This is a genomic window from Chloroflexota bacterium, assembly GCA_018648225.1.
Classification (GTDB): Bacteria; Chloroflexota; Anaerolineae; order Anaerolineales; family UBA11858; genus NIOZ-UU35.
In genome coordinates, this window is record JABGRQ010000055.1 from 1 (window position 1) to 26,523 (window position 26,523).

A 26,523-nucleotide genomic window follows, 5' to 3' on the forward strand; every position below is an offset into this window, starting at 1 on the left:
ATCATTGTGTGCAGTGCGTAAGTATCCTAAATGCCAGTTCAGCAGGGGATCGGTTAGCGCGGGAGCAGTATTAGAGGGGGAAACCATCACATAACCTGCTTCCGAGATCAATTCCGCCATAGGGACGCCGGCGTCTGAACAAGTAGTGCCAATTACAGCGATGATGGTGGAATCAGCGACGATTTTTTGTCCGGCAGCCTGACCCCCTTCAGCGGAGCAGCCTTCATCCTCAGTTTGTAACTCGATTTTGTGTCCTAGAAGAGTATCTTGAAAGTCAATTGCGATTTCAATACCGCGTTGAGCATCAATGCCAAGGTCCGCATCGGGACCATAGATTACAAGCGCAGATGCAATGCGGATCGGTTCATTGGGGCCATAACTCACGCATTCAAATTTATCTGGACATTCAAATTGCTGGTTGCACGCAACCAATACCAAACTTACAGTTGCCAGTAAAAAAAATGAAACCATACTGCGTTTCGCCATATCCCCTCCTACAGGAAAGGTTTTCATGTCTGAAAATATATTAAACATGTTGAAGTTTGCTTAATTCATTGAAGATTTGCTGAATATTGGAACGTGTAGGGCTCATTTGCCCCACACTCCCGTTTTTGTTTTTTCTGATGAGAAAGAATTTTTTGCATAAATAAAATCTCGAAAATAGCGGAATAAATTTTAGCAGGCTGGGAATAGCATGGTCAAGAGATAGGCGATGGCTTTTATGAATTATTTATCATTCCTGGGAAAAAGAATAGCACAGTTTTGATCAATGTCAAATTATCTGACCTAAATTTTTCCACCGCATATTTGGATTGAATGCTGAAATAGAACACGGATGACACAGATTTTACGGATTTGCACGGATAAACCGCAAAAAAATCAGCGAAAATCCATTGCATCCGCATTATCCGCGTTCTATTTTTGCTGATGTACACTAGAAAATCAAAATCGTTCGTTGAAAAATAAGAGTTCTACTGCTTCTAACAGGATGGTACGAAAATCAGTTAATTTGGACTCGGTTGGGGCGAATTAGTGGAACTCTAACCACCAAGATATGGTAGAATCGTGCCTTTGATGGAAACTCAACAAACGGCTACGCCACCAAGTGTGTTCTCTGCAATGATCGCTGGTTTTGATGCGGTTACCAACCATATTGGGTTGATCTTGTTCCCCTTGGGGCTTGATTTGCTTATTTGGTTAGCACCGCGTTTGCGATTGAAGAATATTATTGAAGACTGGATGTCCTTTGTAGCTCAAACACAAGGCGATATTCCCGATTTTGCCGTAATGGCGGGACGAGTTGAGGAAATATGGCTGCTGTTGGCCGAGCGTTTTAATCTATTAAGTATGCTGCGCTCTTACCCCATCGGTGTGCCTAGTTTTGTTTCGGCCCACCCTCTTTTAGCACAGCCATTTGGCGATGCTGAATTTGTTGACATTTCATCTGTGTGGATTGCCTTGTTGATCGCTGGTGGCCTCACGGTGCTGGGTCTTATTGCGGGCACGCTATTTTTTTCATTGGTGGGGCAGATCGCTATACATGATGAATTAAAGTTGCTTAAATCCCTCACAGATTGGCCGCGGGCCAGTTTCCAAGTGCTTCTGCTGACTTTTTTCTGGTTTTTATTGATTTTGGGAATTAGTATTCCCGTGAGTTGCGGCATGTTGTTGCTTGCCCTTGTAGGCAATTCTGGGCTACCTTTGGCCGTTATGATCTTTGGCGGCATGATGTTGTGGTTTGCTTTTCAATTTTTATTTGTACCCCATAGCATTCTGGTAAATCGAAGTTCAGTATGGGGTGGTATTCGCCAGAGTATTCAGATTATCCGCATGACCTTACCTACAACCGCTACATTTGTCGTGGGGTTGCTGCTTGTTAGCCAGGTAATGGATATGTTGTGGATATTGCCACCAGAAGATTCTTGGCTTATGCTGATTGGACTTGTAGGGCACGCTTTTGTTGCTACTGGTTTGTTATCCGCAAGTTTTATTTACTATCAACAGGCAAGCCACTGGGTGCAGTTCATTTTCGAGAGTCAATCTACGCAAAATACTTCGGTTGCTAAATCAAGCTAACCAGGTAATATAATAGTTGCACGGTTTTATAGAAAATATCCGCTTATTTTGGATTGCTGACTAATGAAGTACGCAATTCCATAATTAATAATTTTTCACGAGAAACGGAGGCTTTCGTGGCAGACAAAAATAACCTGTCTTACGAGGCAAAAGATATTCAAGTACTCGAAGGGTTGGAGGCTGTACGCCGCCGCCCAGGTATGTATGTTGGCGGTACAGATATTCGAGCGTTACATCATCTGGTATATGAAGTTGTAGACAATTCTATTGATGAAGCCCTCGCGGGGTATTGTGATTCGATTGACATTATCATACATAATGATAATAGTGTTACAGTTTCAGATAACGGGCGCGGCATCCCGGTGGATATTCACCCACAACGCGGTGTTTCCGCTTTGGAAATCGTGATGACCGTGCTTCATGCAGGCGGAAAATTTGGTGAAGGCGGTTATAAAGTTTCGGGTGGTCTCCATGGTGTTGGGCTTTCTGCGGTCAATGCGCTTTCAGAATGGTTTGAAGTTGAAGTTAAGCGCGATGGAAAGGTTTATGCTCAACGCTTTGAACGCGGCAAACCTGTGACTGAGCTAAAGGTCATTGGCAAAGCGCCTAAAGATGAAACTGGTACCAAACAAACCTTTAGATACGATGAGACTATTTTCACAGGCGATGATTTAGAGTATCGCTTTGCTACGCTTCTGCAGCGTTTTCGAGAGATGGCCTTTGTGACGAAAGGCGTTAATATTTATTTGTTGGATGAACGCGAAGATCGTGAAATGACCTTCTATTTTGAGGGCGGTATTACGTCCTTCGTGCGCTATCTTAATCGCAATCGAAAAACCCTGCACCCTGTGGTACACGTCGAGAAAGAAGTTGATAATATAACCATTGACGTAGCGTTTCAATATACCGATGCATATGCCGAATCGGTGTATGCATTTGCGAATACGATCAACACCATTGATGGGGGTACGCATCTCACCGGGTTGCGTTCGGCCCTGACGCGCTCAATTAATGATTACGCCAAGAAGCAAAAATTGCTCAAAGATGAAGAACCGAACTTCAAGGGGGAGGATACCCGTGAAGGTTTGACCGCCATCGTGAGCATCAAGCACCCTGACCCCCAGTTTGAGAGCCAAACCAAAGTTAAGCTAATGAATCCCGAAGTGCAGACAATCACACAGCAGGTTGTCAATGATGCATTTGGTCTCTTCCTTGAGCAAGATTCCCGCGCTGGAAAGAGTATTATTGAAAAATGCCTGACATCGGCGCGTGCGCGTCAAGCGGCGCGTAAAGCGCGTGATTTGGTGATTCGGAAATCGGCATTGGAAAGCCTGACACTGCCCGGGAAGCTGGCGGATTGCTCTGAGCGTAATCCGGAAAAAACGGAGCTGTATATCGTCGAGGGCGACTCGGCAGGCGGCTCCGCAAAACAGGGGCGTGATCGCCATTTTCAAGCCATCTTGCCGCTGCGCGGCAAGATTCTTAATACCGAGCGAGCCCGCCTGAATAAAATTCTCAGCAATAATGAAGTCAAAGCACTGATTTCAGCGTTGGGCACTGGCATTGGTGAAGGCTTTGATCTGACCGGGTTGCGCTATGGGCGCATCATCATTATGACGGATGCTGATGTGGATGGGGCGCATATTCGCACCTTGCTGCTGACCTTCTTCTTCCGCTACATGCAGCCGCTAATGGAAGCGGGGCATTTATATATTGCCCAACCACCGCTGTACCGCATCAACTATGGCAAAAAGTCACAATATGCGTATTCGGATGCGGAAAAAGAAGTTGTTTTGAAAGAATTTGGCGTCTCAGATGATCGGGCCACGATTTCGCGCTATAAAGGGCTTGGTGAAATGAATCCACAACAGCTTTGGGAAACTACAATGGATCCAGCGGAGCGCACGCTCTTGCAGGTTTCGATTGAAGATGCTGCTGAAGCAGATCGTACCTTTGATATGTTGATGGGAGCAGCGGTTCCACCCAGGCGGCGATTTATCATCACCCATGCTCAGGAAGTACGCAATCTGGATATTTGATAACTAAACGAGGAAATGATGCCACCACAAAGAGAGTAGAGGTGCAAAATACCCCCCTTTACTCTCTTTGTGGTTGATGGACTGTGGTGTCCTTGGCAAGTGATGACATTTAAAAAACTGGCGCAGTCAACGGGGAAAAATCCTCATTTTTTCCCCGTTGCTGACAGGATTGAAGGTCGTAATGCTATAAATACGTAGTAGAATAGCACAGGAATGTTTAGGCTGGAGATAGACAGGTGTATAGCTGGCACCAAATTTACCCCAACTGAATGGAAATCTGAGGCGAGCAATTTATGACCCTGGATCGCGGTGCAAAACTACATAATCGATACCGAATATTAGAAATCCTTGGCCAGGGCGGCATGGGTTCGATTTATCGAGCGATCGATGAGAACCTGGGGATGGAAGTCGCGGTGAAAGAGAATCTTTTCACTACCGACGAATATGCCCGGCAGTTTCGCCGCGAAGCAACCATCCTGGCGGGGCTACGGCATCCTAATCTACCGCGTGTTTCCGATCATTTTGTTATTGAAGAGCAGGGGCAATACTTGGTAATGGATTATATTGAGGGGGAAGATTTGCGCGAGCGCATGGATCATATTGGTGTGATCCCCGAAGAAGAAGCTATGCTGGTGGGTGTGGCAATTTGTGATGCGCTTACGTATATGCATACACAAAACCCTCCCATTTTGCACCGGGATCTTAAGCCGGGCAATGTAAAAGTTGCCCCTGACGGAAAGATTTATTTGGTAGATTTTGGTCTTGCAAAAGTAGCCTTCACCGGACAGCGCACGACCACGGGGGCACGCGCAATGACTCCGGGATATTCACCACCCGAACAGTATGGCGGCGCGCGCACGGATCATCGTTCAGATATTTACTCATTGGCAGCCACATTGTACGCATCTACAGCGGGGGTTGTGCCCGAAGATAGTCTGGCGCGGACAATGGAGCAGACGGATTTAACCCCATTGCGAGATCGCAACCCGGAAATCTCGCGGCGTTTCTCAAAAGTTATCGAAAAAGCCCTGGCTGTCCATCCCGATGATCGCTATCAAACCGCTGACGAATTCAAGCAGGCTTTACTCGGCGCCAGTTCGTCAACGAAGCGTAAAGTGATTGAACAGGGGGTTCTAAAACCATTAAGCGATGAGCAAATTAGTGCCGCAAAAAACGAGAGTAGCATAAATCAGAGCAGTAAAAAACTCTTTGGCGCGCGTACTTCTACACCAATTCCCACCAGCACACCATTGGAAGATGATGATTTTCGTCCGATGCCGCGCCCGCGTGCGAATCGTCGTCGCGGCTGCCTTTTTGCATTTGTACTACTATTTATTTCATTGGTCGTTGCTGGCGGATCACTATATTTTCTTCGCCCAGATATTGCACAAAATTACCTGGGCGCCTTGCCGGTCGCTGTGTTTCCTACATCAACAGCCACTTCATCACCACCCACTTCGACCGCGCTACCGACTTTCACGCCCACAGATGTCTCATCGGCTACTATCCCGCCTACTGAAACGATTGTAACCATAGATACATCCACGCCGCAACCCGTGTTGCCCTCTTCAACGCACACACCAGCACCGACCTCGACGCCTACCTTCACACCAACGTTTACCCTTACGCACACGGCTACTCAAACGCCAACGTCTACAATTACGCCGATAACAATTCTTTCACCCACAGCCACACCTCAGGGCGGTGGTTATGGTCAGGTTGCTTTTGCTTCAGATCGTAGCGGTAGTCTACAAATCTGGGTGATTAATATTGATGGAACAGGTTTGCGTCAATTGACTGATGTTCAATGGGGTGCTTGCCAGCCCAATTGGTCGCCTGATGGGGTCAGACTGATTTTTATTTCTCCGTGTGAAGAAAATCAAGAATCTTATGGTACGGCCAGTTTGTTTTTAATCAACGCAGATGGCAGTGGTCTGGAACCCTTGCCCACAACCGGTGGAGGGGATTACGACCCTGCTTGGTCACCCGATGGGCAGTCTATTGTGTTCACTTCTATGCGAGAAAACTTCCGTCCGCAACTCTATTTGATGGATTTGAATACTAGAGAAGTGCTGAAGCTCTCGGAGGATGAACGAGATCAACAGGCTATATGGTCTTCCGATGGCTCTAAAATTATCTTTACAACCACGCGCCATGGGCCATATCAAATCTGGACGATGAACCCTGATGGTAGTGAACCGCAGCGCTTCTCGGCCAGCCGTGATCTTTGGAATACATTTCCGGTTTTATCACCGGATGGGCATGTACTGATCTTTACCCAAAAAGAACAGGGCGGTATTCCTCAATTGGTAGGCGCCCGTTTTCCGGATGGTGGCACGGCTGAGTTTCGAGTTTATCCTGCGCATGGGGCGATCCCCATGCGCGAAGCCAGCATCTCCCCGGATGGTTTTTGGTTAGCCCTCGAGAGTTGGGAAAGTGGCGGTGATCACAGTGTTTATGTGATGCGTTCAACCGGCAGTGAGTTTTCACGGCTTACATTTGATGCCTCCTGGGATTTTGATCCGGATTGGCGTCCGATTGATCATTAGGTAGTTTTGCGTTTCTTATTGGAATTGGGCCTTCCCAAACCTGGGGAGTTTTCATCTGATAGCGAGGGCTTTCACCACAATAGGCGAGGGTCTCGAAAAAAAAGATTTGAAAATCGCACCCCTGCATATATTCCTTCTTGAATCTTGGTGAAAAGCTCATTATGATAAAGATATTGAATTCTACGTAAGTTTCTGATAATAAAATCCACGCGTCGACATACGATTAGAAGGAGATCATCATGGCTGATAAAGCGGAAATAGCCCCGAATTTCAAGCAGAAAATATCGAAGAAAAATTACTATGATGAATTGGCGAAATTACAAGTAGAGTTGGTCAAACTCCAAGAGTGGATCAAGCAGAGTGGCCTCCGCGTGGTGGTTCTATTTGAAGGGCGTGATGCCGCCGGAAAAGGTGGTGTGATCAAAAGAATTACACAACGTTTAAGCCCTCGAATTGCGCGTGTCGTTGCACTGGGAACCCCAACCGAACGTGAAAAAACTCAGTGGTGGTTTCAACGCTATGTGGCTCACTTACCCGCGGCTGGCGAAATGGTGCTTTTTGATCGAAGTTGGTATAACAAAGCGCTTGTGGAACCGGTAATGGGATTTTGCACCGAATACGAGTATCAAGATTTTCTACGCTCTTGCCCCCAATTTGAGCGTATGTTAGTTCGTTCAGGAATTATTCTGATAAAGTATTGGTTCTCGGTTAGTGATGAAGAGCAAGAGCGGCGGTTCCGCGCCCGGAATACCGATCCTGTCAAGCGGTGGAAACTTAGCCCTATGGATCTCGAATCGCGTCGGCGCTGGTTGGAATATTCAATTGCCAAAGATCGCATGTTTGCGGCTACAGATATCAAACAGGCTCCCTGGTATGTCGTCAATGCCGATATTAAACGTCACGCTCGATTGAACTGCATTCACCATTTGCTAAGTTTGATCCCCTACGAAGATTTTACGCCTGATCCGATTGAACTGCCTCCGTTACCCGAAGTCAGCGGGTATGTACGGCCCCCGATTACTGACCAAACTTTTGTGCCGGAAGTATATCCCTGAACTCGGGATTATAAGTCAATCGGCTGCTGTGCGAGTTCAATGAAGTGATCTTGTGCCGAAAAGGGGGCTTCGCCTTCATCGGGTTGACGTTGTTCAAAACTTCCATCCGTATTCATACAATATAGTTTTGTATTATCGCGCAAATAAGTTTCCAGCATTGTTCCGCGGATATACGCCACAATTTGCGGATCTTCAACCGGGAAAATCACTTCGACGCGGTTATTAAGGTTGCGCGGCATCAGGTCGGCGCTGCCCATATAGATTTTGGGATTCCCATCATTATGGAAGTAAAAAATACGGCTGTGTTCCAGATAACGACCTAGCAAACTGTATACATGAATATTTTCACTGATGCCCTCAATGTCAGGCTGAAGACTGCACATACTGCGGCAAACCAAATCAATCTTCACGCCAGCTTGCGAGGCTCGATAGAGAGATTTAATGATCGGCTTATCTACCAGGGCGTTGATTTTGAAAATTAAATGGGCATCTTTACCTTGCCGGGCAAATTCAATTTCTTGGAGAATAAGTTGATTGAGTTGATCTCGCAGGTTGATAGGAGCGATCAGCAATTTGCGGAAGGCAGTTTGCGAAGAATACCCGGTCAGGTAATTGAATAAATCAGTTGCATCGGCGCCAATATCTGTATCGCAGGTGAATAGGCCAACATCTTCATAAAGCCTTGCTGTGACATGGTTGTAATTTCCAGTGCCAAGATGCACATAGCGCCGGATGTGTTCACCTTCTTTGCGCACGACCAGGGTGATTTTGGAGTGTGTCTTTAAGCCTAATAGACCATAAGCGACATGCACGCCTTCACGCTCCAGCATTTTTGCCCATTCAATATTACTCTCTTCATCGAAGCGCGCTTTGAGTTCAACCAGCACGGCCACCTGTTTTCCGTAATCCCGACGGGCTTTGAGCAGCGCCTTTACAATTGGTGAATTACGTCCGACGCGGTAAAGAGTTTGTTTGATCGCCAGTACATTCGGGTCTCTGGCTGCGGCTTGTAAGAAACTGATGATTGGGTCAAACGAATCGTAGGGGTGATGTAAAAGAATGTCGCCATCGCGAATAGCCGCAAAAATATTGCGGTCGGTGCCCTCTAGTTTTAGTTGGGGAGGAATGCGATAGATAAAGGGTTTGGCTTTGAGATCAAAGCGGTCAATATTGCTTAATTCCATCAGACTACTTAGTCCCAATGGTCCATTCAATTTATACACATCATTGGGATCAATGCGCAAATTCTCGACAAGAATATTCAGAATATAACTAGGCATATCCTGGTTTATGGCTAATTCGACAACCACCCCAAAGCGGCGTTTGCGTACGCTTTCTTCCATGGCCTCCAACAGATCGCCAGCTTCAAGCTCTTGAATGACCATATCTGCATTGCGTGTTACCCGGAATGGGTGCGCTTCAAGAATTTCCATGCCGGGGAAGAGATGCGCCAGATTATGGGCAATCAACTGATCCAGCCAGACAAAATAATGATCGTGCGGAACGGTTCCATCCCGCCGGACGCCCCCGGAAGAGCGTTTGATGGGCACCAATCTCGGCAGCGTGGAAGGTACTTTTACTCTGGCAAAACGCCGCTGTCCATCAGCATCCTGGATAAGGACGGCTAAATTCAAACTTAAGTTGGAAATATGTGGGAATGGGTGACCTGGGTCAAATGCCAGGGGCGTGAGTACTGGAAATACGTTTTCATGAAAAAAATCATCAGCCTTTCCTTGCTGTTTGGGGTTGAGTTCTTCATAATCTAAAATGAAAATCCCCGCGGCCTTGAGTTCGGGCATTAATTCTTCCGACAAATACGTGCGCACGTTGGTCATTAATCTGTAAGCATGTTTACGTATGTCAACCAGTTGTTGCGCGGGGGTTCTCCCGTCGATCGCGAGTTGTAACACGCCGGCTTCATATTGCATTTTTAATCCCCCAACGCGTACCATGAAAAACTCATCTAGATTTGAGCCAACAAAAGCCAGATATTTAGTTCGATCCAGCAGTGGATGTCTCTTATCGCGCGCTTCGCCAAAAACGCGTTCCTGAAATGCCAACATGCTGATCTCGCGGTTGAGATAGTAGGTTGGGTGGCCGAGATTAAAATTCTTCTTTTCCGCTTCCATCATTTCTTTTTACCTTTGCGGGGTTTTCTCTTTTTGCCTTTTTTCTTGGATACACTTTTTGCCGTTTTTTTCTGTTTTGCGTCATTCTTGTTCCGGGCTGGTTCCGGTTTCTCCAGAGGTGATTCTGTTTTTGGAGCATAACGAACCGGAACATAATAATCGGCTAGCGATGGCACCGGCGGAGGATAATCAGGTTCGCTCGGTTGTGCAATAGGTTCCGGCTCTTTTTTCTCGTAAACTGAAATTTCGCCCCCGAGTGATTTATAGTAATCTGCCAAAGCTGGCACCGGCGGCGGATATTTTGGCGCACTTATCGCGTATGGAGTTGGTGCAAAATTCTGGATAGCAGCCTCCAGTTGTTCCAGGATTTTCGGCCCAATGCCGCGAATCGCCAACACTTGCTCTCGATCTTTTTTCAACCATTGCATTAGCTCGCCGACGGTAGGAATCTGGTTTTTAGTGAGTAATTCAAGAACATAGTTTGGCAGCGTTAAAACAGAGATCGGTGAATGAAAAGCTGCTTCAGGAATAGTGTGGGGAAATTGGGGATGGGAAGTTTTGTTCATGAATTTGCTCCTGCTTGAATCGTTATGGCAATACGCGTGGAATCCAAAAGTTTATCAATTCGCCAGTTAAATCGAGAGTGAGTTGTTTCCACGATGAAACCTCAAAGCATACCTGGGCAATTGCAGCGGTGGTGAAGTGTTCGTAAGCCTGGCAAATCTCCGCAAGAAATTGGCTGATCTCGGGATTATGCCCCACGATCATCGCTGAGTTGATTTCATCGCCTAGCGATTGGAGATGTTCAGAATATACCTGAACATCAGCCAGGTAGAGATTATCATGATATATGATTTCGCCATCAAAAAAGCAACTTTCCAATAGTGAGTCCACAGTCTGTCTTGCCCGATGCGCCGTAGAACAGAGAATAACCTCGGGGACAAGCCCTTCATCATTGAGGAATTGCCCCACACGGAGGGCATCCCGCTTGCCACGCTTGTTCAGCGGGCGCTGATGATCCGTCAGGTCCGCATATTTCCAGCTTGATTTTGCATGGCGCATAAGAAACAGAGATTTCATTACTACTATCTTACCCGATATTTTCCAATAGTTTGCAATTTTGTTATACTTTTGTCCTGGTGGGCGTGGACTTGTTTTGTTGGTATAATGAAAATTATCTTGACTAAAAAATATGTGACTTTGTCACCGTTGGTAAGAACGAAAGGAGAAAACCATGAAAGGGCAAAAACTAGTAATAATCGCCGTCCTGGCAGCCCTGCTGGTTGCTGTTGGTGCTTTCACTGGCGCGTATGCAGCAGATGATGACAGCACATTTCGCGTTGTCAATAAAACAAGACACGATGTGCAGGTGGAAGTGTACTCCAGAGCGGATATACCTTATGGCGTAAATGATACGGACGATGACAGCGTCCAAAAGATTTTTATTGTGCCTGCCGGAGGTTCGGCCGAAGTTTTGCTGGACAATGATGAAACCTACTTTTACGCTTACTTGGCCTGTGGTAACACCATTATTGATGGTGCGATCAACATGGAAGAGGATGTTGAAATTATCATCTTACCTTGTGCTACCCAGCCAACCGTGATGGAAGTAAATAACCATCTGGGCGTAACGGTTAGTCTTGAACTCATTGGGTATGAAGAAAAAACATTCGATATCGAACCAGGATACAATCAGATTGAGGTATATTCTGGCGAAACCATTTACAAATATGATGCCTGTGACACCGACTTCAACGGCGTTGTGGATATTTTAGCGAATGGCAGGACCGATTTCTTTATGCGTTCTTGTGAATGGTTTGATGCCCCGGAGCGAATATATGGAGAAGGCAATGTGGTGCGCTATGTGATTGTCAATCACGCATCCTTCCCTATAGTCTTGTCTATGGTGGGCCCGGCAAGCTATCTGGTGACGCTTAACCCCGGTGAAAATTCGTTCCGTATGGTCGCTGGTGTATATAACTATAGCTATTACCTGGATTACCAACTGACAACTGGCAGTTTCTTTGTCCGGCCCACAGGTAGTGGCAGATTGATGCTAAGCCCATCTTATACCATTGATTACGATGCTGGAGATGAGTTCGAATAACTCCGTTTGATATTTGATGATCTAAAACCCTCGTCATAAATGGCGAGGGCTTTTTTTATGATCATTATCCTGATAAATTGTCTGACAATTGACTTTTTGTTAAAATGTTGTTAAACTAAACTTGTCAGACAATTTATCGACTCTCGATTTTTTTCTCCGCACAGAATAAAGTGAGAATACTATGGCTACCCTTCTTGTTCGCCATGCAAATACACTTGTGACAATGGATGACCAGCGTCGTGAAATCGCGGACGGTGGTCTTTTTATTCGGGATGGCTTTATAGAGCAAGTCGGATTCACCTCGGAGTTGCCAGCCACAGCCGATGAAATTCTTGATCTTAATGACCATATTCTGTTGCCGGGGCTTATTAACACCCACCACCATTTCTACCAGACACTCACACGCGTTGTCCCTGCAGCACAGGATGCCAATCTCTTTAACTGGTTGAAAACACTTTATCCGATCTGGGCGCGCATGGGGCCGGAGCATATCCGCATCTCGACAAAGACGGCGCTTACCGAGTTGGCGCTGTCAGGCTGTACGACAGCCAGCGATCATCTCTACCTTTTCCCCAACGGCTCAAGCCTGGATGATGAAATCCACGCTGCCCTTGAGACAGGATTGCGTCTGCATGCCTCACGCGGCTCAATGAGCCTCGGCGAGAGCAAGGGTGGTTTGCCACCCGATAGCGTTGTTGATGACGAAGACACGATCATTAAAGATAGTCAGCGACTGATTGAAACTTATCATGATCCCAATCCCGGCTCATATACTCAGGTTGTCTTGGCGCCTTGTTCACCATTTAGCGTTACCGGCGACTTGATGCGCCAGTCAGCCGTGTTGGCGCGCGAATATGGCGTTCATTTGCATACTCATTTAGCTGAAACACAGGACGAAGAAGAATTTTGTATTGAGATGTTCGGACACCGTCCGGTTGCTTATATGCAAGAAGTGGACTGGATTGGCGATGATGTCTGGTTTGCGCACTCGGTGCACGTAGACGATGATGAGATTAATCTCTATGCCAAGACAGGCTGCGGGGTGGCGCATTGCCCATCTTCAAATATGCGCCTGGCCTCAGGAATTGCCCCCATTTTAGATATGTTACAGGCTGGTGTGAAAGTTGGTGTGGGCGTGGATGGCTCCGCCAGCAACGATGGTTCGCACTTGCTCGAAGAGGTACGCATGACAATGCTGGCCTCGCGCGTGCGTGCCGGTTTGATGGGAGCTTCACTCTCGGGGGATGATGCCCCTCCCCTGATGACAGCTCGTCAGGCATTGGAACTGGCAACCCGCGGCAGTGCTTCGGTGTTAGGCCGCGGCGATATTGGTTCCCTCGAACCGGGTAAGGCTGCTGACTTCTTTGCTATTAATCTCAATCGCATTGACTATGCGGGTGGCCTCCACGACCCGGTAGCCTCGGTTGTCTTTAACTCGCCCGTGAAAGCCGATTACACGGTTGTGGGTGGTAAATTTGTTGTTAAAGAAAGCCAGATGGTGACTGTGGATGTGCCGAATCTCATTATTGAACATAATGCACTGGCAGCACAGTTGTTGAACAGTTAAAAGTAGCAAATTGAAAGTTGGCGAGTTTGCGTTTTCCAACCTTCAACTTTCAACATGTAACTTGCCATCACGAAGTAGAGAAGGTATATATGTTTCAGGATGCAATTACAAAACGAACTCAATTGCTGGTCGATGTCGCCATGGGGCGCACGCCTGCCGATATTGTGATTCGTGATGGGCGGTGGGTCAGTGTACAGTCTGGGGAGATTATTCCGCATACCGATATTGCCATTGCAGACGAGTTTATTGCCTACGTTGGCCCAAATGCCAGCCATGCGATTGGCGAAAATACAAAAATCATCGAAGCCGATGGGCGTTATTTGGTGCCCGGCTTGCTGGATGCCCACATGCACGTTGAAAGCGGCATGGTAACAGTAACTGAATTTGTGCGCGCTGTCGCCCGCCGTGGCACTACGGGCATGTTTATTGATCCGCATGAGATCGCCAATGTTTTCGGGCTGAATGGCGTCAAATTGATGGTGGATGAAGCCCGGAATCAGCCTATCCATGTTTGGGTGCAGATACCCTCTTGCGTACCCTCTGCGCCGGGGCTGGAAACCCCCGGCGCTAGCATTGGTCCGGAAGAAGTAGCCGAAGCCATGACCTGGGACGGTATTATCGGCTTGGGCGAGATGATGAATTTCCCTGGTGTGTTTCTCAGTGATGAAAAAATGCACGCTGAAATGGCAGCCACTCGCGCCGCCGGGAAAACGATTGGTGGACACTACGCTTCGCCTGATTTGGGTTTGCCTTTCCACGGCTATGTGGCTGGCGGCCCCGAGGACGATCACGAAGGTACACACAAAGAAGACGCCATTGCCCGCGTGCGCCAGGGCATGAAGGCCATGTTGCGCTATGGCTCAGCCTGGCATGATGTCGCTAACCAGGTGGGTGCCATTCTTGAAGATGGCCTCGATCCGCGGCGATTCATCCTCTGCACGGATGACTCCCATGCTGAAACCATCACCCGGGACGGCCACATGGATCGGGTTGTGCGTCATGCTATCGAACAAGGGTTGGAGCCGCTCACTGCAATTCAGATGGCAACCCTCAATACCGCGGAACACTTTGGGTTGACGCGCCAGTTGGGCATGATCGCCCCCGGGCGTTATGCCGATGTTCTTCTGGTGCGCGACCTCTCCAATTTCCAGGCCGGGCTTGTCCTTGCCAAAGGGCAGGTGATTGCCGAAGACGAGAAACTGCTCATCGAACTGCCTTCCTTCCAATACCCCGACTGGGCAACAAAATCTGTACATTTAGGAAAAGAGCTAACAGCAAAAGATTTTAAGTTGTCGGTTGAAAGTAATCAGTCGCCAGTTTCTGCAAATATCATTGGTGTAATTGAAAACCAGGCGCCAACCCAACATTTGCGGATGGATGTTACACCGAAAGATGGTGAAATTTCCGTTGATCTTGACCGCGACATCCTGAAGATCGCTCTGGTAGAGCGGCACAGAGGCACCGGCGGTGTGATGGTTGGGTTGGTGCATGGCTTTGGCTTCACTGAGCGCTGTGCGATTGCTACCACTGTGGCGCACGATAGCCATCATATGATTGTGGTTGGGACGGACGAAGCCATGATGGCCCAGGCTGCCAACACGCTCGGCCAGATCAATGGTGGGCAGGTCGTTGTCAAAGATGGAAAGATCATTGGCCAAGTGGAATTGCCCATTGCCGGCCTGATGTCGAACGAGCGCGCCGAAGTTGTTGCCGAAAAGGCTGCTTCTGTGCTAAAGGGTTTTAAAGCCTGTGGCTGCTCACTCAACAACCCCAATATGCAGCTTAGCCTGTTGGCCTTGGTGGTTATTCCTGAATTACGCATCTCCGATCTTGGGTTGGTGGATGTGACTAAATTTGAGTTTACACCTGTGTTAGTACATCAAGGCATTGCCACATCATAATATTCGACAGTAGCTTATGAGAAAAAATATTCACAGTCGCCTTGAAGAGATTATCGCCGTTGCCGAGCCGGGAGAACGCTTGCTTTCTGAGCCGAAACTGGCTGAACAATTAGGTGTTTCGCGTGCCACGTTGCGTGAAGCCATGCGCACTTTTGAAACGCAGGGGTTGCTGCGCCGTCGCCAAGGCGTAGGAACCTTTGTCGTGCGTCCGACGCGGGTGATCGAGAGCGGCCTGGAAGTTTTGGAGAGCATCGAAACGCTGGCAGACCGCATTGGGTTACCGGTCACGATGGGCGAATTGCAGATTTCGAAATGTCGCCTGGATAACGCCACGGCGAAGTTGATGCAGTTGAGCCTGGATACGGAAGGTATTTGTGTTTCACGCGTGATTTTGGCAGAGGGACGCCCGGTCGCCTATCTTGTGGATACGCTTCCCAGTGGTTATCTAAGTTCCGAAGAGATGGCAAATGAATTTACCGGTTCGGTGTTGGACCTGATGCTCAAGCGCGGGACACCGTTATTAGAGAGTGCCCGCTCTGAAATAAAGGCCGTAGCCGCAAATCCAGATGTGTCCCGGGCTTTGGATATCCAACGCGGCGATTCGGTTTTGCTATTTGAATCCATCTTGTTCACCCTGGAAGGATTGCCGATTGATTACTCGCTGAGCTATTTTTTGCCGGGATATTTCAAATTCCATGTTGTGCGGCGTGTTGGATAAATATAATTTGTGCAATACAGACTGCGCAGGACAAATCTGTGCGGGGCAGTCTGTATTACATAAATGGGTAATACAAAAAAGATCATATATTCATATAAAGTAGGAGATTATTACAATGCGTAGTTTTGCTGGTCGTGACATTCTTTCTCTAAAAGAATTTGAGCGTAATGAATTTTTCCGTGTCTTCGAAGTTGCCGAAGAGTTGGAGCCTATCGCTCGCAATCGCCAGAACACTGACCTTCTGGCCGATAAAACCCTGGTAACAGCTTTCTACCAGCCTTCCACCCGCACCCGCCTGGCGCACGAAGCCGCCATGCACCGCCTGGGTGGCCATGTGACGGGTTTCTCTGATGCTAAGATGACCCGCGCGGGCGATTTTTATCAGGAATCGATTAAAGATACCGTTAAAATGCTGGAATTCTACGGCGACATGATCGTGATGCGCCACTTCCAGAAAGGCGCCCCCCACGAGGCCGCCAAATGGGCATCTATTCCTGTCATCAATGGCGGTGACGGCTGGGGCGAGCACCCCACCCAGATTTTGACTGATCTGTATACAGTGCTGCAAGAAAAAGGCACCATCGACGGTTTGAGCTGGGTTGCTGTTGGCGATATGCGTATGCGCACCATGCACTCCCTGGGCCACGCCCTGACTCAGTTCGACTGCCCAATCACCTTTGTAGCGCCTCCTGGTATGGAAATGCCCGATGAGTACAAAGATGATTTCGAAGCAATGGCTTTGAATTTTGATTTCGCAGACCATGTTGGCGATGTGATTGGCAATGCGGATGTCATTTTGGTTGAGCCGACCGTGCAGCCCGATTACACAAAATCTCGCGACGAGCGTGATGGTGATGTGGATATGACCCCGGCCAATTTCAAGATCACTCGCGATCTGCTGGTCAACAAAGCGAAATCAGACGCAATTTTGCTCCACTCTCTGCCCCGTATGGATGAAATTCCTCCGGATGTGGACATTACCCGCTGGTCCCGCTACTGGCAAGAGGCCTTCAATGGCGTTGTCATGCGCATGGCGTTGTTGGCTTTAGTTTCTGGCAAAATGGAATAATAGGAGAAAAAATGCAATCCGATTTACGAGGACGTGACCTGATTGGCGATCTGGACTTCAGCAAGGAAGAAGTCGAAACTATTCTGGAAGTAGCCTGGGATTTGAAGCGCAAGCGCGCTTTGGGCGAACCCCACGCTTATTTGCGCGACAAAACGCTGGCGATGTTGTTCTTCTTCTCCAGCACCCGCACACGCGGTTCATTTGAGTCGGGGATGGCTCAATTGGGCGGACATGCTGCTTTCATCGAGAGCCGCACCACCCAAATTTCGCACGGCGACACCGAGACAGAAATGGGTGAAATCTTCGGCCGTTATTTTGATGGCATTGCCATTCGCCACGTAGACTTCGGAATTGGTAACCGTTATCTCAATCTGGTTGCCAGCGCCTCCCGCGTGCCGATTCTCAACATGCAGTGCGAAATTTACCATCCGCACCAGTGTCTGGCCGACCTGATGACCATCATGGAAAAGAAAGGTCGTAACCTGAAACGCAAGAAAATGGTGGTTTCCTGGGCTTATGCTTCATCTTACCTGAAACCGATGTCGGTGCCGCAATCGCTAATTCTGCAAATGCCGCGCTTCGGTCTGGATGTCGTTTTGGCGCACCCGCCCGAATTCAAGTTGATGCCTGAGATCATGGAGAAAGCTGAAGAAGAAGCGCGCAAAGCAGGCGCTGGCTTTGAAGTCACCGATGATATGGAAGCAGCTTTCAAAGATGCCGACATCGTTTACGCTAAATCATGGGGGCCTTTAATGACCACTCAGGATGCAGCCGAAGGCAAAGTGCTTCAGGATAAATACAAGAGCTGGATCACTGATCAGCGCAAGATGTCTCTGGCGAAAGATGATGCTATCTACATGCATCCGTTGCCTGCTGACCGTGATGTTGAAGTTACCAGCGAAGTTATGGATGGCCCCAATTCGGTTGTCTTTGACGAAGCTGAAAATCGTATGCATGCGCAGAAGGCCGTCATGGCCCTGACGATGAGGTAGGTCTATGACTGAGAAAAAAGTCGCTGTTGTCGCCGTTGGTGGCAATGCGCTGATTATAGACAAAACTCGACAATCGATTCCAGATCAGTTCGATGCCATCAAAGAGACGATGAACCACATTGCCGGGATGATTGAAGATGGCTGGGACGTGGTCGTTACGCACGGCAATGGACCACAGGTTGGCTTCATCTTGCGTCGTTCCGAATTGGCGATGCACGAATTACATCCTGTCCCGATGGACTATTGTGGTGCCGATACACAGGGTGCAATTGGCTATATGGCGCAGAAGGCTTTGCACAATGAGTTCAAGAAGCGTGGTATCAAAAAGCACGCTGTCACGGTTGTAACACAAGTGCAGGTCGATGCTGAAGACCCCGCTTTTGAAAAACCATCCAAACCGGTTGGCTCGTTCCTGGATGAAGCAACCGCCAAAGAGCGTATGGCTGAAGGTCAGGATTTTGTTGAAGATGCGGGTCGTGGCTGGCGCCGGGTTGTACCCTCGCCTTTGCCTGTCAATATTATCGAAGTAGATGCCATCAAGCAATTGATCGAAAGCGGCTTCTCCGTAATCGCTGTTGGCGGCGGTGGAATTCCCGTGGTCGAAAAAGAAGATGGCGATCTGCGTGGCGTTGAAGCTGTGATCGATAAAGATTTTGCTTCTGGTTTGTTGGCGAATCTAATTCGCGCGGATTTACTGATCATCTCTACTGCGGTGGAGAAAGTTGCCGTCAACTTCAACAAACCTGATCAGAAATGGCTCGATGAAATGACCGTTGCCGAGGCCGAACAGTATATTGCAGAAGGTCACTTTGCCCCCGGCAGTATGCTGCCCAAAGTGCAGGCGATTGTCAAATTCCTGAAAGAAGGCGGCAAAAAAGCCCTGATTACTGACCCGCCCAATATTCAACGCGCATTGCGCGGCGAAACCGGCACTTGGATCGTTCCATAGAATTAGCCGAAGGATACTTGTAAATTTCGCCACAAAATGCGGAAGCTAATGGTAGAATCGCACTATTCCGAATTTTATCAGGGAGCTAGGTTATTTTTGTTCCCCGGTATGTGAAAAGGAGGTGCAGATCGCAAAAAAATAGAAATTGAAACTGCGCTTTTTGTTCGAATAACTAAGATTTTTATCTCGGAGGAGTATACCTATGAAGAATAAATTCCTGTGGCTGTTGAGCATTTTGCTGATCGCTGCATTCGTACTCACTGCTTGTGGTGGCGCTGCTGAACCGGCTGCCGAAGAACCCGCCGCTGAAGAAGGTGCTGCCGAAGCTCCCGCTGAAGAGGCTGCTGCAGCCGAAGGTGGTTATCAGATTCCTGCCGTTGAAGAAGGCGCTTTTAACGTTGCTTTTGTTTACGTTGGGCCCCATGACGATGGTGGCTGGACCCAGGCCCATGATGTTGGCCGTATGTATGTTGAAGACAATGTCGAAGGCGTACACACTGCTTATGTTGAATTGGTTGCCGAAGGCGCCGACTCTGAGCAAGTAACCCGTTCTTTGGCTCGTAAGGGTTTCGATGTCATCTTCACCACATCCTTTGGTTTTATGGATGCTTCGGAAATCGTTGCTGATGAGTTCCCCGATGTGAATATTGTTCACATCAGTGGTTTCAAATCGAATGAAGCCAATTTTGGTAACCTGATGGGCGCGATGGAAGATATGAAATACCTGGCCGGTATGCTGGCTGGCTCGCGCGCGATGGTGGATGGCAACCCCAAATTGGGTTATATTGCCACCTTCCCGATCCCCGAAGAACTACGTTTGGGCAATGCCTTCGCTTTGGGCGCCCAGCAAACCTGCCCTGAGTGTACGGTTGACGTGCGTTGGATCTTCACCTGGCATGATCCCATTCTTGAAAAAGAAGCGTCTTCCTCCCTATTTGATGGCGGCGCTCAGGTTGTCATGACTGGTGCCGATACTCCCGCTCCCGCCGAGGTAGCCCCCGAAGGCAAATGGGGCATCACCTATGACTACAGCGGTAACTGCACCGTGGACGCCTGCCTCACCTCCATGTACTGGAATTGGGGTCCCGTCTATGCTCGCATCGTCGAAGAATCGATGGCTGGTACCTGGGTTGGCGGCTGGGAATACTTTGATGCTGATTCGGGCGCAATGGGCTTGCTCGGCTTCATGGAAGGCGAGACCTTGCAACCGGGCGCGGCTGATCTGCCCGAAGCTGATCTGCAATTGATCCGCGACACCTTGTCTGCCATGTTGGCTGGCGAATTCACCCGCTTCGACGTTTTCAAAGGCCCCATCACCGACAATCAGGGCAATCTGGTTCTCGAAGAGGGTGTTAGCCTCGAACAGCTCGACTTGGATGGTTTCGCTCAATTCGGTAGCCCCTGCACCACTTGTATGTACTGGTGGAACGAAAATATCACCGCAGAATTACCCGAACTAGAGTAAAGCTTATTCTTTCTTTTGGCAGAGACGATCAGAACGGTCGTCTCTGCCACTATTTGAGAGATTTACCCATCTTTATGTGGCGTACAACTATATAGGGATTGGTAAGTTCCTCAGAAGTACGAAATTGGATACAAATAGTTCATTTCGGTTTGAAGGAGTATACATGGAAGATACGCCCTACGCAGTTGAAATGAAAGATATTGTCATTCGTTTTCCGGGTGTTTTGGCGAATGATCACGTAAACCTGACTCTCAAAAAGGGTGAAATTCATGCTCTTTTGGGTGAAAACGGCGCTGGCAAAAGCACCTTGATGAATGTTTTGGCGGGATTATATAAGCCATCTTCGGGCACGATCAACATACATGGGGAAACTGTAAATTTCAACTCGCCCAAAGATGCAATCGCGAAAGGCATCGGGATGGTGCATCAGCATTTTATGCTGGTACCCACTCAATCGGTAACAGAGAACATCCTGCTTGGTTTGGATGATCCCAAATTCATCATGAATCTGGCCGAGTATGATAAAAAAATCCTCGCGCTGCAAGATCAATACGGACTTAAAGTGGATCCGACGGCTAAAATCTGGCATTTGTCCGTGGGGGAGCAGCAACGGGTTGAGATTTTGAAAACCCTCTACCGGGGGGCGAATATCCTGATTTTTGATGAACCCACCGCGGTGCTCGCGCCGCAAGAGATTGATGATTTGATCCAAACTATGCGCTCGATGGTTGCGATGGGTAAATCAATCATCTTTATCAGCCATAAATTGCAAGAAGTGACTGCCGTGGCAGACCGGCTGACTGTGTTGCGTAAAGGGGTGGCAACAGCAGAGGGTATTAGCATTGCAGGAGTCACGCGTGAAAAATTGGCTGAGTTGATGGTGGGCCGTGAAGTTGTTTTCCGTGTGGAAAAGAAACCCCAAAAAGCTGGCGATGTGGTTTTGTCGGTAGAGAGTGTTAGCGCTGAGAATAATAAAGGTATAAAAGCGCTCAATAAAATTTCTCTGGAATTGCGCAAGGGCGAAATTTTGGGGGTGGCCGGTGTGGCCGGTAACGGCCAAAGCGAACTGGCTGAAGTGATTACAGGTTTGCGGCCTTGCACGGGAAGTATCAAAATTAACGGTGAAGAAGTTGCCAACCAGCCACCCAGTAAAGCCATCAAGAGTGGTGTTTCGCATATCCCTGAAGACCGCACCAAAGTTGGCACCGCGCCGAATCTGACGATCACCGAAAACACGATTATGAAGAACTATGGTGAAGCGCCGATTGGCAACGGTTGGAGCATCAACTTCACCGAGGCGCGTGAATATGCGCGTGGTCTGAAAAAAGCCTACGATATTCTGGCCCCCAGTGTGCGCACGATGGCCCGCAAACTTTCAGGCGGCAATCTCCAAAAGGTGATCCTGGCGCGCGAGATTTCATCCAGCCCCAAGATGATGGTCGCGGTTCAACCCACGCGCGGCCTGGATGTTGGCGCTATCGAGGCCATTCAGACCTTGTTGCTCGATCAGCGCGAAAGGGGAACCGCCATTTTACTGGTTTCGGAAGAATTAGAAGAATTGCTCTCTTTGAGCGATCGCATTGCCGTGATTTATGAGGGTGAAATCATGGGAATAGTCGATGCTGAAGGAGCGGATATTAATGAGCTTGGTTTGATGATGACAGGCACAAAACGGAGCGCGCAATGAACCTTCCATTTTCCATTCGCTTTGAAAAGCGCACAGACGATGTGCCCAAATGGTTGCCAGCCGCGACCGCAATTGGTTCTGTGGTAATTGCTTTTCTGATCTCTGGTATTGTTTTGGCGTTCATCGGCGGCGAACCGTTGCGGGTTTTAAAATTCTTTTTTGAAGCGACGTTTGGCAATTGGGCAGTTTTCTCCGATACAATGGTCAAAGCTACCCCGCTGATTATGATCGGCCTGGCATGTGCTGTGGCTTTTAAAATGAAGTTGTGGAATATCGGCGCGGAAGGCCAATTCTATGCAGGCGCGTTTTTCGCAAGCCTGGTTGTTTTAGTGCCGCTAGTGCCACCTGATGCGCCTAAGGTCATCACATTGGGGGCAATGGTTGTGATGGGCATGATCGGTGGCGCTATTTGGGGATTTTTCCCTGGATTCTTGAAAGCCCGTTACAACGTCAACGAAATCATCACCACGTTAATGCTCAACTATGTGGCAATTTTCTGGAATAATTTCTGGATTTTTGATAAATGGAGCGATGCCGGTTTTCAGATGACGCCAACCTTCCCGAAAACGGCCTGGTTGCCGCGTTTGGCCGATCTGGCCCGTGAGTATCCTGTTTTTTCGGGGATTACCCTTCATGTGGGCGTGATTTTTGGCCTTATCGCCGCGGTTGTAATGTGGTGGGTGTTCAAACGCAGCCGGTGGGGGTACGAGATTAACCTGATTGGTGACAACCCCGAAGCGGCGCGCTACGCCGGGCTAAATATTACCCGTAATATTATCCTGGTGATGATGGTTTCTGGCGCGCTGGCCGGTTTGGCAGGGATGTCTGAAATTTCGGGAGTGGTACACCGTTTGCAGGAAAAAATCTCTGCGGGATATGGTTTCACCGGGATTATTGTTGCCTGGCTGGCAAAACTGAATCCATTCGCGGTGATAATCGTTTCGATTTTATTTGGCGCTCTCATTGTCGCAGGACGCGAGATTCAGCCCGCGGGTTTGGCTTATCTGCTACAGGGGATCATCCTTTTCATGGTCATCAGTAGTGATGTTTTACTGCGCTATCAGGTTCGCATTGTGCGAAAGGAGCAGGAGACCGTATGAACTTCGAGATCATTCTTCACTCTGGATTAGCCACCGGGACGATTTTACTCTTTGCTGGAATTGGCGCAATTTTTGCTGAGCGGTCAGGTATTTTGAACCTGGGCGTCGAGGGTATGATGCTGCTGGGCGCGATGGCTGGTTTTAGCGTATCGCTTTCCTCGGGGAATGCCTGGGTAGGTTTGTTGGTGGCCATGTTTGCCGCGGGCATTCTGAGTTTGGCGCATGGGTTGGTAACGATTCATTTTCAGGCCGATCAGGTTGTTAGTGGCTTATCGTTGACTTTTTTGGGAACCGGCCTGGCTCTGGTATTGGGTGAAGGCCTCACCGGACAGAACCCTCCCCTGATCCCGGATGTGTCTATCCCGCTGCTTTCACAGATTCCCTTCCTCGGCCCGGTCTTCTTCGAGAATCACAGCATCCTGGTTTTCGTCGGTTATCTCTTTGCTCCCTTGAGTTGGTATTATATTCACAAAACTCGCCCTGGTATGCATCTGCGGGCGGTGGGGCAGAAACCCTCTGCCGCGGATACGATGGGCATCAGCGTGTATGGGGTGCGCTATTTTTATACCTTTGTGGGTGGCTGTTTGGCTGGTTTGGCAGGAGCGACGATCAGCCTTTCGGTTTCGCCGGGCTGGTATAGCAGCCAGACAACCTCGGGCCAGGGTTGGATCGCGATTGCTTTGGTGATCTTCGCGCAATGGAATCCGCTGCGTGCTGCGTTGGGCGGCTATCTTTTTGGGGCTATCCGCCGCGGTATCCTAGATTTGCAAGGCCCGGCGCTGCTGTTTGGTTTTGCGAACCCGCTGTATGTTAATTCGAATTTAGGGTTTTTCTTGCAGATGACACCTTTCTTGTTGACCATCGTTGCGCTGGTCATGGGGTCACGGGCTGCTGCCCGAAAACGCCTGGGTTCTCCGGCGGCGTTGGGAGTACCCTATGTGCGCGGTGAACGCGGACATTAATATAATCGGGAGTTGACTATGCAAAAATTATTTCAGAAAGAGTGGTTTTCCCGCTTGGTAGATGCCTTGCTCCCGGTGTTTGCCACAATCGCGGCTTTAGCAGTGGGTGCGGTGATGTTGCTGCTTTTGAAAGTTAATCCCATTGAAGCCTATGGCGCTTTGTGGGAGGGTGCTTTTGGTAGTACCAATGCGATCGCGGAAACGCTGGTAAAGGCGACGCCGCTGTTGTTGGTGGGGCTGGGCATTTGTATTTCCTTCCGCGGGGATGTCATTAATATCGGCGGCGAGGGGCAGATGGTGATTGGTGCGATTTTTGCGACGCTGCTGGGCCTCACGTTGACAGATTGGCCCGGCTGGGCCGTGATTCCCCTTTCGATGCTAGCCGGTTTTTTGGGTGGCGCGATTTGGGGTGGTATCCCCGGTTTTCTCAAAGCGCGCTTCAATGTCAACGAAATTCTTAGCACGGTGATGATGAACGCCATCGCTGTGCAGTTGATGAATTTCTTGCTGCGCGGCCCGATGATTGACCCGGCACAGGCTGAATTGGCCTCTCAAATTCCGCAAACCGCCCGCCTGCTTGAAGTATTTCGGCTGCCGCGTTGGGTTCCTACACGCTTGCATCTGGGCGCGCTGATCGCGGTTGTATTAGCAATTTTTGTGTATATTTTGCTTTGGCGCACAACCCTGGGCTACCGCATCCGAGCGGTGGGGCAGAACCCCCATGCTTCCCGTTATGCAGGTATCAAAGTTAACCGCTATGTTGTTTTGGCATTATTACTGAGTGGTGCTTTTGCTGGCCTGGCTGGCGCGACGCAAGTTTTCGGCGTCAATTACCGCATGATTACTGATGGATCGGCTTCGGGCTTTACCGGAAGCGCCGGGTTTAATGGCATTGTTGCTGCACTGTTTGGACAGTTGCATCCATTGGGGACGATTCCGGCATCGGTGTTATTTGGTGCTTTGTTGGTTGGCGCCAACAAAATGCAGCGGGTGGTGCAGGTTCCCTCGGCGTTGGTGACCGCACTCAATGGTTTGGTGGTGGTATTCGTGGTTAGCAGCGAAATTTGGCGAAGGCGCCGTCAGCGCCGCCGCCTGGTTGTGGGAGATGATGACGATCAGCCTCAAATCCCCGGTGATGAAAATGCTCAAAGCGTGGAGGTGATGGCATGATTTCAGACTTGCTTTCAACAACCGTTTTGGTGGGCATTTTGGCTTCGGGCATTCGTCTGGCGACGCCTTATTTATATGCAGCCATTGGCGAAGCCTTTGGACAGCGTAGCGGTGTACTCAATCTTGGCGTTGAGGGCCAGATGCTATTAGGCGCTTTTGCGGCCTTTTATGTTGCTTTTACAACAGAGAATCTGTGGCTGGGAATATTGGCAGCGATGATCGTCGGTGCGTTGATGGGGCTGGCAATGGCCTATGTGACTGTCAATCTGCACGCTGTGCAGGGGATCAGCGGGATTGGTTTTTATCTCTTCGGGCTGGGTCTGAGCGATCTGTTATTCCAGAAAATGCTGGGCACGGTTGAGACTGTCAAAGGGTTTTCAAAAATTTATATCCCTGGCTTGAGCGATATTCCCATCATTGGCGATATTTTCTTTCGCCAGAATATTCTAGTTTATATTGCTTTTCTTCTCGTACCGGTAGCCTGGTTTGTTTTGAACAAAACTACATTGGGTCTAAAAATCCGCGCGGTGGGTGAGAATCCTGAAGCCGCGGATTCGCTTGGGGTCAGTGTGGCACGTGTCCGATATTTTACGATCATCTTGGGCGGCACTCTTTCAGGGGTTGCCGGGGCTTCGTTATCCATCGCTTTGCTGAATGTTTTTCAGCAGAATATGACCAGTGGGCTTGGCTTTATCGCTGTCGCACTGGTGTACTTCGGCGCCTGGCGTCCATGGGGGGTGTTGGGTGGCGCGTTGCTATTTAGTATGATCAATTCACTGCAATTATGGATTCAGGTTTTAGGAATTCCCATCCCTTCGGATATTGCGGTGATGATGCCATATGTTCTGACAATTTTGGTATTAGTGGCAACAGTTTCACGGGTGCGAGCACCCGCAGCGTTGACGCGTCCTTTTGAGCGCGAAGATTAATCACTATGACTGGAAGGAGGTGGTGCTGATAGGGTAACGATTTAATCAGATAAGTACAC

21 protein-coding genes are annotated in these 26,523 nt (G+C 48.9%); 17 read left to right on the forward strand and 4 right to left on the reverse strand.

Annotated features, from left to right (window positions below):
* A partial coding sequence (locus HN413_03465; protein ID MBT3389446.1) for an ABC transporter substrate-binding protein occupies positions 1 to 534 on the reverse strand: 534 nt, incomplete at its 3' end.
* Between the two features lie 540 nt (positions 535 to 1,074).
* Between HN413_03465 and HN413_03470 the strand changes: the two genes are divergently transcribed.
* From HN413_03470 to ppk2, 4 genes are all read left to right on the forward strand, one after another.
* A complete protein-coding gene (locus tag HN413_03470; GenBank protein MBT3389447.1) occupies positions 1,075 to 2,076 on the forward strand; it encodes a hypothetical protein in 1,002 nt (333 codons plus the stop codon).
* Positions 2,077 to 2,192: 116 nt separating this feature from the next.
* On the forward strand, positions 2,193 to 4,115 hold the full coding sequence (gyrB, locus tag HN413_03475; GenBank protein MBT3389448.1) for a DNA topoisomerase (ATP-hydrolyzing) subunit B: 1,923 nt from the start codon (positions 2,193 to 2,195) through the stop codon (positions 4,113 to 4,115).
* A gap of 293 nt (positions 4,116 to 4,408) precedes the next feature.
* Positions 4,409 to 6,664: a serine/threonine-protein kinase gene (locus HN413_03480; protein MBT3389449.1), complete on the forward strand. Its 2,256-nt coding sequence runs from the start codon at positions 4,409 to 4,411 to the stop codon at positions 6,662 to 6,664.
* A 239-nt stretch (positions 6,665 to 6,903) separates the two neighbouring features.
* On the forward strand, positions 6,904 to 7,719 hold the full coding sequence (gene ppk2 / locus HN413_03485; GenBank protein ID MBT3389450.1) for a polyphosphate kinase 2: 816 nt from the start codon (positions 6,904 to 6,906) through the stop codon (positions 7,717 to 7,719).
* An 8-nt stretch (positions 7,720 to 7,727) separates the two neighbouring features.
* Here ppk2 and ppk1 read toward each other — a convergent pair whose 3' ends face one another.
* The 3 genes from ppk1 to HN413_03500 are packed head-to-tail and all read right to left on the reverse strand — an operon-like array spanning position 7,728 to position 10,928.
* Positions 7,728 to 9,851: a polyphosphate kinase 1 gene (gene ppk1 / locus HN413_03490; GenBank protein ID MBT3389451.1), complete on the reverse strand. Its 2,124-nt coding sequence runs from the start codon at positions 9,849 to 9,851 to the stop codon at positions 7,728 to 7,730.
* Positions 9,848 to 10,414 (reverse strand): hypothetical protein, encoded by a 567-nt coding sequence (locus HN413_03495; GenBank protein ID MBT3389452.1) that lies wholly within the window; start codon positions 10,412 to 10,414, stop codon positions 9,848 to 9,850. Before HN413_03495 ends, ppk1 begins: the two co-directional genes overlap by 4 nt.
* A gap of 22 nt (positions 10,415 to 10,436) precedes the next feature.
* The gene (locus HN413_03500) at positions 10,437 to 10,928 is read right to left on the reverse strand and encodes a histidine phosphatase family protein (protein MBT3389453.1); all 492 of its coding nucleotides are present in this window, start codon (positions 10,926 to 10,928) and stop codon (positions 10,437 to 10,439) included.
* A 154-nt stretch (positions 10,929 to 11,082) separates the two neighbouring features.
* Between HN413_03500 and HN413_03505 the strand changes: the two genes are divergently transcribed.
* From HN413_03505 to HN413_03565, 13 genes are all read left to right on the forward strand, one after another.
* The gene (locus HN413_03505) at positions 11,083 to 11,955 is read left to right on the forward strand and encodes a hypothetical protein (GenBank protein MBT3389454.1); all 873 of its coding nucleotides are present in this window, start codon (positions 11,083 to 11,085) and stop codon (positions 11,953 to 11,955) included.
* A gap of 181 nt (positions 11,956 to 12,136) precedes the next feature.
* Complete coding sequence (locus HN413_03510; GenBank protein MBT3389455.1) at positions 12,137 to 13,522, forward strand: 8-oxoguanine deaminase; 1,386 nt, start codon at positions 12,137 to 12,139, stop codon at positions 13,520 to 13,522.
* A gap of 89 nt (positions 13,523 to 13,611) precedes the next feature.
* Positions 13,612 to 15,423, forward strand: a complete 1,812-nt coding sequence (gene ade, locus HN413_03515; GenBank protein MBT3389456.1) for an adenine deaminase — start codon at positions 13,612 to 13,614, stop codon at positions 15,421 to 15,423.
* A 16-nt stretch (positions 15,424 to 15,439) separates the two neighbouring features.
* Positions 15,440 to 16,141 (forward strand): GntR family transcriptional regulator, encoded by a 702-nt coding sequence (locus HN413_03520; GenBank protein ID MBT3389457.1) that lies wholly within the window; start codon positions 15,440 to 15,442, stop codon positions 16,139 to 16,141.
* A gap of 115 nt (positions 16,142 to 16,256) precedes the next feature.
* Entirely contained in the window at positions 16,257 to 17,210 is a 954-nt protein-coding gene (pyrB, locus tag HN413_03525; GenBank protein MBT3389458.1) for an aspartate carbamoyltransferase, read from the forward strand.
* 11 nt (positions 17,211 to 17,221) lie between these two features.
* Positions 17,222 to 18,202 (forward strand): ornithine carbamoyltransferase, encoded by a 981-nt coding sequence (locus HN413_03530; GenBank protein ID MBT3389459.1) that lies wholly within the window; start codon positions 17,222 to 17,224, stop codon positions 18,200 to 18,202.
* Between the two features lie 4 nt (positions 18,203 to 18,206).
* The gene (arcC, locus tag HN413_03535; protein ID MBT3389460.1) at positions 18,207 to 19,151 is read left to right on the forward strand and encodes a carbamate kinase; all 945 of its coding nucleotides are present in this window, start codon (positions 18,207 to 18,209) and stop codon (positions 19,149 to 19,151) included.
* A gap of 202 nt (positions 19,152 to 19,353) precedes the next feature.
* Entirely contained in the window at positions 19,354 to 20,616 is a 1,263-nt protein-coding gene (locus tag HN413_03540; GenBank protein ID MBT3389461.1) for a BMP family ABC transporter substrate-binding protein, read from the forward strand.
* A 163-nt stretch (positions 20,617 to 20,779) separates the two neighbouring features.
* Complete coding sequence (locus tag HN413_03545; GenBank protein MBT3389462.1) at positions 20,780 to 22,303, forward strand: ABC transporter ATP-binding protein; 1,524 nt, start codon at positions 20,780 to 20,782, stop codon at positions 22,301 to 22,303.
* A complete protein-coding gene (locus HN413_03550; protein ID MBT3389463.1) occupies positions 22,300 to 23,403 on the forward strand; it encodes an ABC transporter permease in 1,104 nt (367 codons plus the stop codon). Before HN413_03545 ends, HN413_03550 begins: the two co-directional genes overlap by 4 nt.
* Entirely contained in the window at positions 23,400 to 24,365 is a 966-nt protein-coding gene (locus tag HN413_03555; GenBank protein ID MBT3389464.1) for an ABC transporter permease, read from the forward strand. The genes HN413_03550 and HN413_03555 overlap by 4 nt, the downstream gene beginning before the upstream one ends.
* An 18-nt stretch (positions 24,366 to 24,383) precedes the next feature.
* The gene (locus HN413_03560; protein ID MBT3389465.1) at positions 24,384 to 25,535 is read left to right on the forward strand and encodes an ABC transporter permease; all 1,152 of its coding nucleotides are present in this window, start codon (positions 24,384 to 24,386) and stop codon (positions 25,533 to 25,535) included.
* Positions 25,535 to 26,464, forward strand: coding sequence for an ABC transporter permease (locus tag HN413_03565; protein ID MBT3389466.1), 930 nt, complete (start codon positions 25,535 to 25,537; stop codon positions 26,462 to 26,464). Before HN413_03560 ends, HN413_03565 begins: the two co-directional genes overlap by 1 nt.
* Positions 26,465 to 26,523: the final 59 nt, after the last annotated feature.

Coding starts and splice junctions, on each gene's coding strand:
- HN413_03470 (MBT3389447.1), top strand. CDS start 1,075: ATGGAAACTCAACAAACGGCTACGCCACCAAGTGTGTTCTCTGCAATG.
- HN413_03480 (MBT3389449.1), top strand. CDS start 4,409: ATGACCCTGGATCGCGGTGCAAAACTACATAATCGATACCGAATATTA.
- ppk2 (MBT3389450.1), top strand. CDS start 6,904: ATGGCTGATAAAGCGGAAATAGCCCCGAATTTCAAGCAGAAAATATCG.
- ppk1 (MBT3389451.1), bottom strand. CDS start 9,851: ATGATGGAAGCGGAAAAGAAGAATTTTAATCTCGGCCACCCAACCTAC.
- HN413_03495 (MBT3389452.1), bottom strand. CDS start 10,414: ATGAACAAAACTTCCCATCCCCAATTTCCCCACACTATTCCTGAAGCA.
- HN413_03500 (MBT3389453.1), bottom strand. CDS start 10,928: ATGAAATCTCTGTTTCTTATGCGCCATGCAAAATCAAGCTGGAAATAT.
- HN413_03505 (MBT3389454.1), top strand. CDS start 11,083: ATGAAAGGGCAAAAACTAGTAATAATCGCCGTCCTGGCAGCCCTGCTG.
- HN413_03510 (MBT3389455.1), top strand. CDS start 12,137: ATGGCTACCCTTCTTGTTCGCCATGCAAATACACTTGTGACAATGGAT.
- ade (MBT3389456.1), top strand. CDS start 13,612: ATGTTTCAGGATGCAATTACAAAACGAACTCAATTGCTGGTCGATGTC.
- HN413_03520 (MBT3389457.1), top strand. CDS start 15,440: ATGAGAAAAAATATTCACAGTCGCCTTGAAGAGATTATCGCCGTTGCC.
- pyrB (MBT3389458.1), top strand. CDS start 16,257: ATGCGTAGTTTTGCTGGTCGTGACATTCTTTCTCTAAAAGAATTTGAG.
- HN413_03530 (MBT3389459.1), top strand. CDS start 17,222: ATGCAATCCGATTTACGAGGACGTGACCTGATTGGCGATCTGGACTTC.
- arcC (MBT3389460.1), top strand. CDS start 18,207: ATGACTGAGAAAAAAGTCGCTGTTGTCGCCGTTGGTGGCAATGCGCTG.
- HN413_03540 (MBT3389461.1), top strand. CDS start 19,354: ATGAAGAATAAATTCCTGTGGCTGTTGAGCATTTTGCTGATCGCTGCA.
- HN413_03545 (MBT3389462.1), top strand. CDS start 20,780: ATGGAAGATACGCCCTACGCAGTTGAAATGAAAGATATTGTCATTCGT.
- HN413_03550 (MBT3389463.1), top strand. CDS start 22,300: ATGAACCTTCCATTTTCCATTCGCTTTGAAAAGCGCACAGACGATGTG.
- HN413_03555 (MBT3389464.1), top strand. CDS start 23,400: ATGAACTTCGAGATCATTCTTCACTCTGGATTAGCCACCGGGACGATT.
- HN413_03560 (MBT3389465.1), top strand. CDS start 24,384: ATGCAAAAATTATTTCAGAAAGAGTGGTTTTCCCGCTTGGTAGATGCC.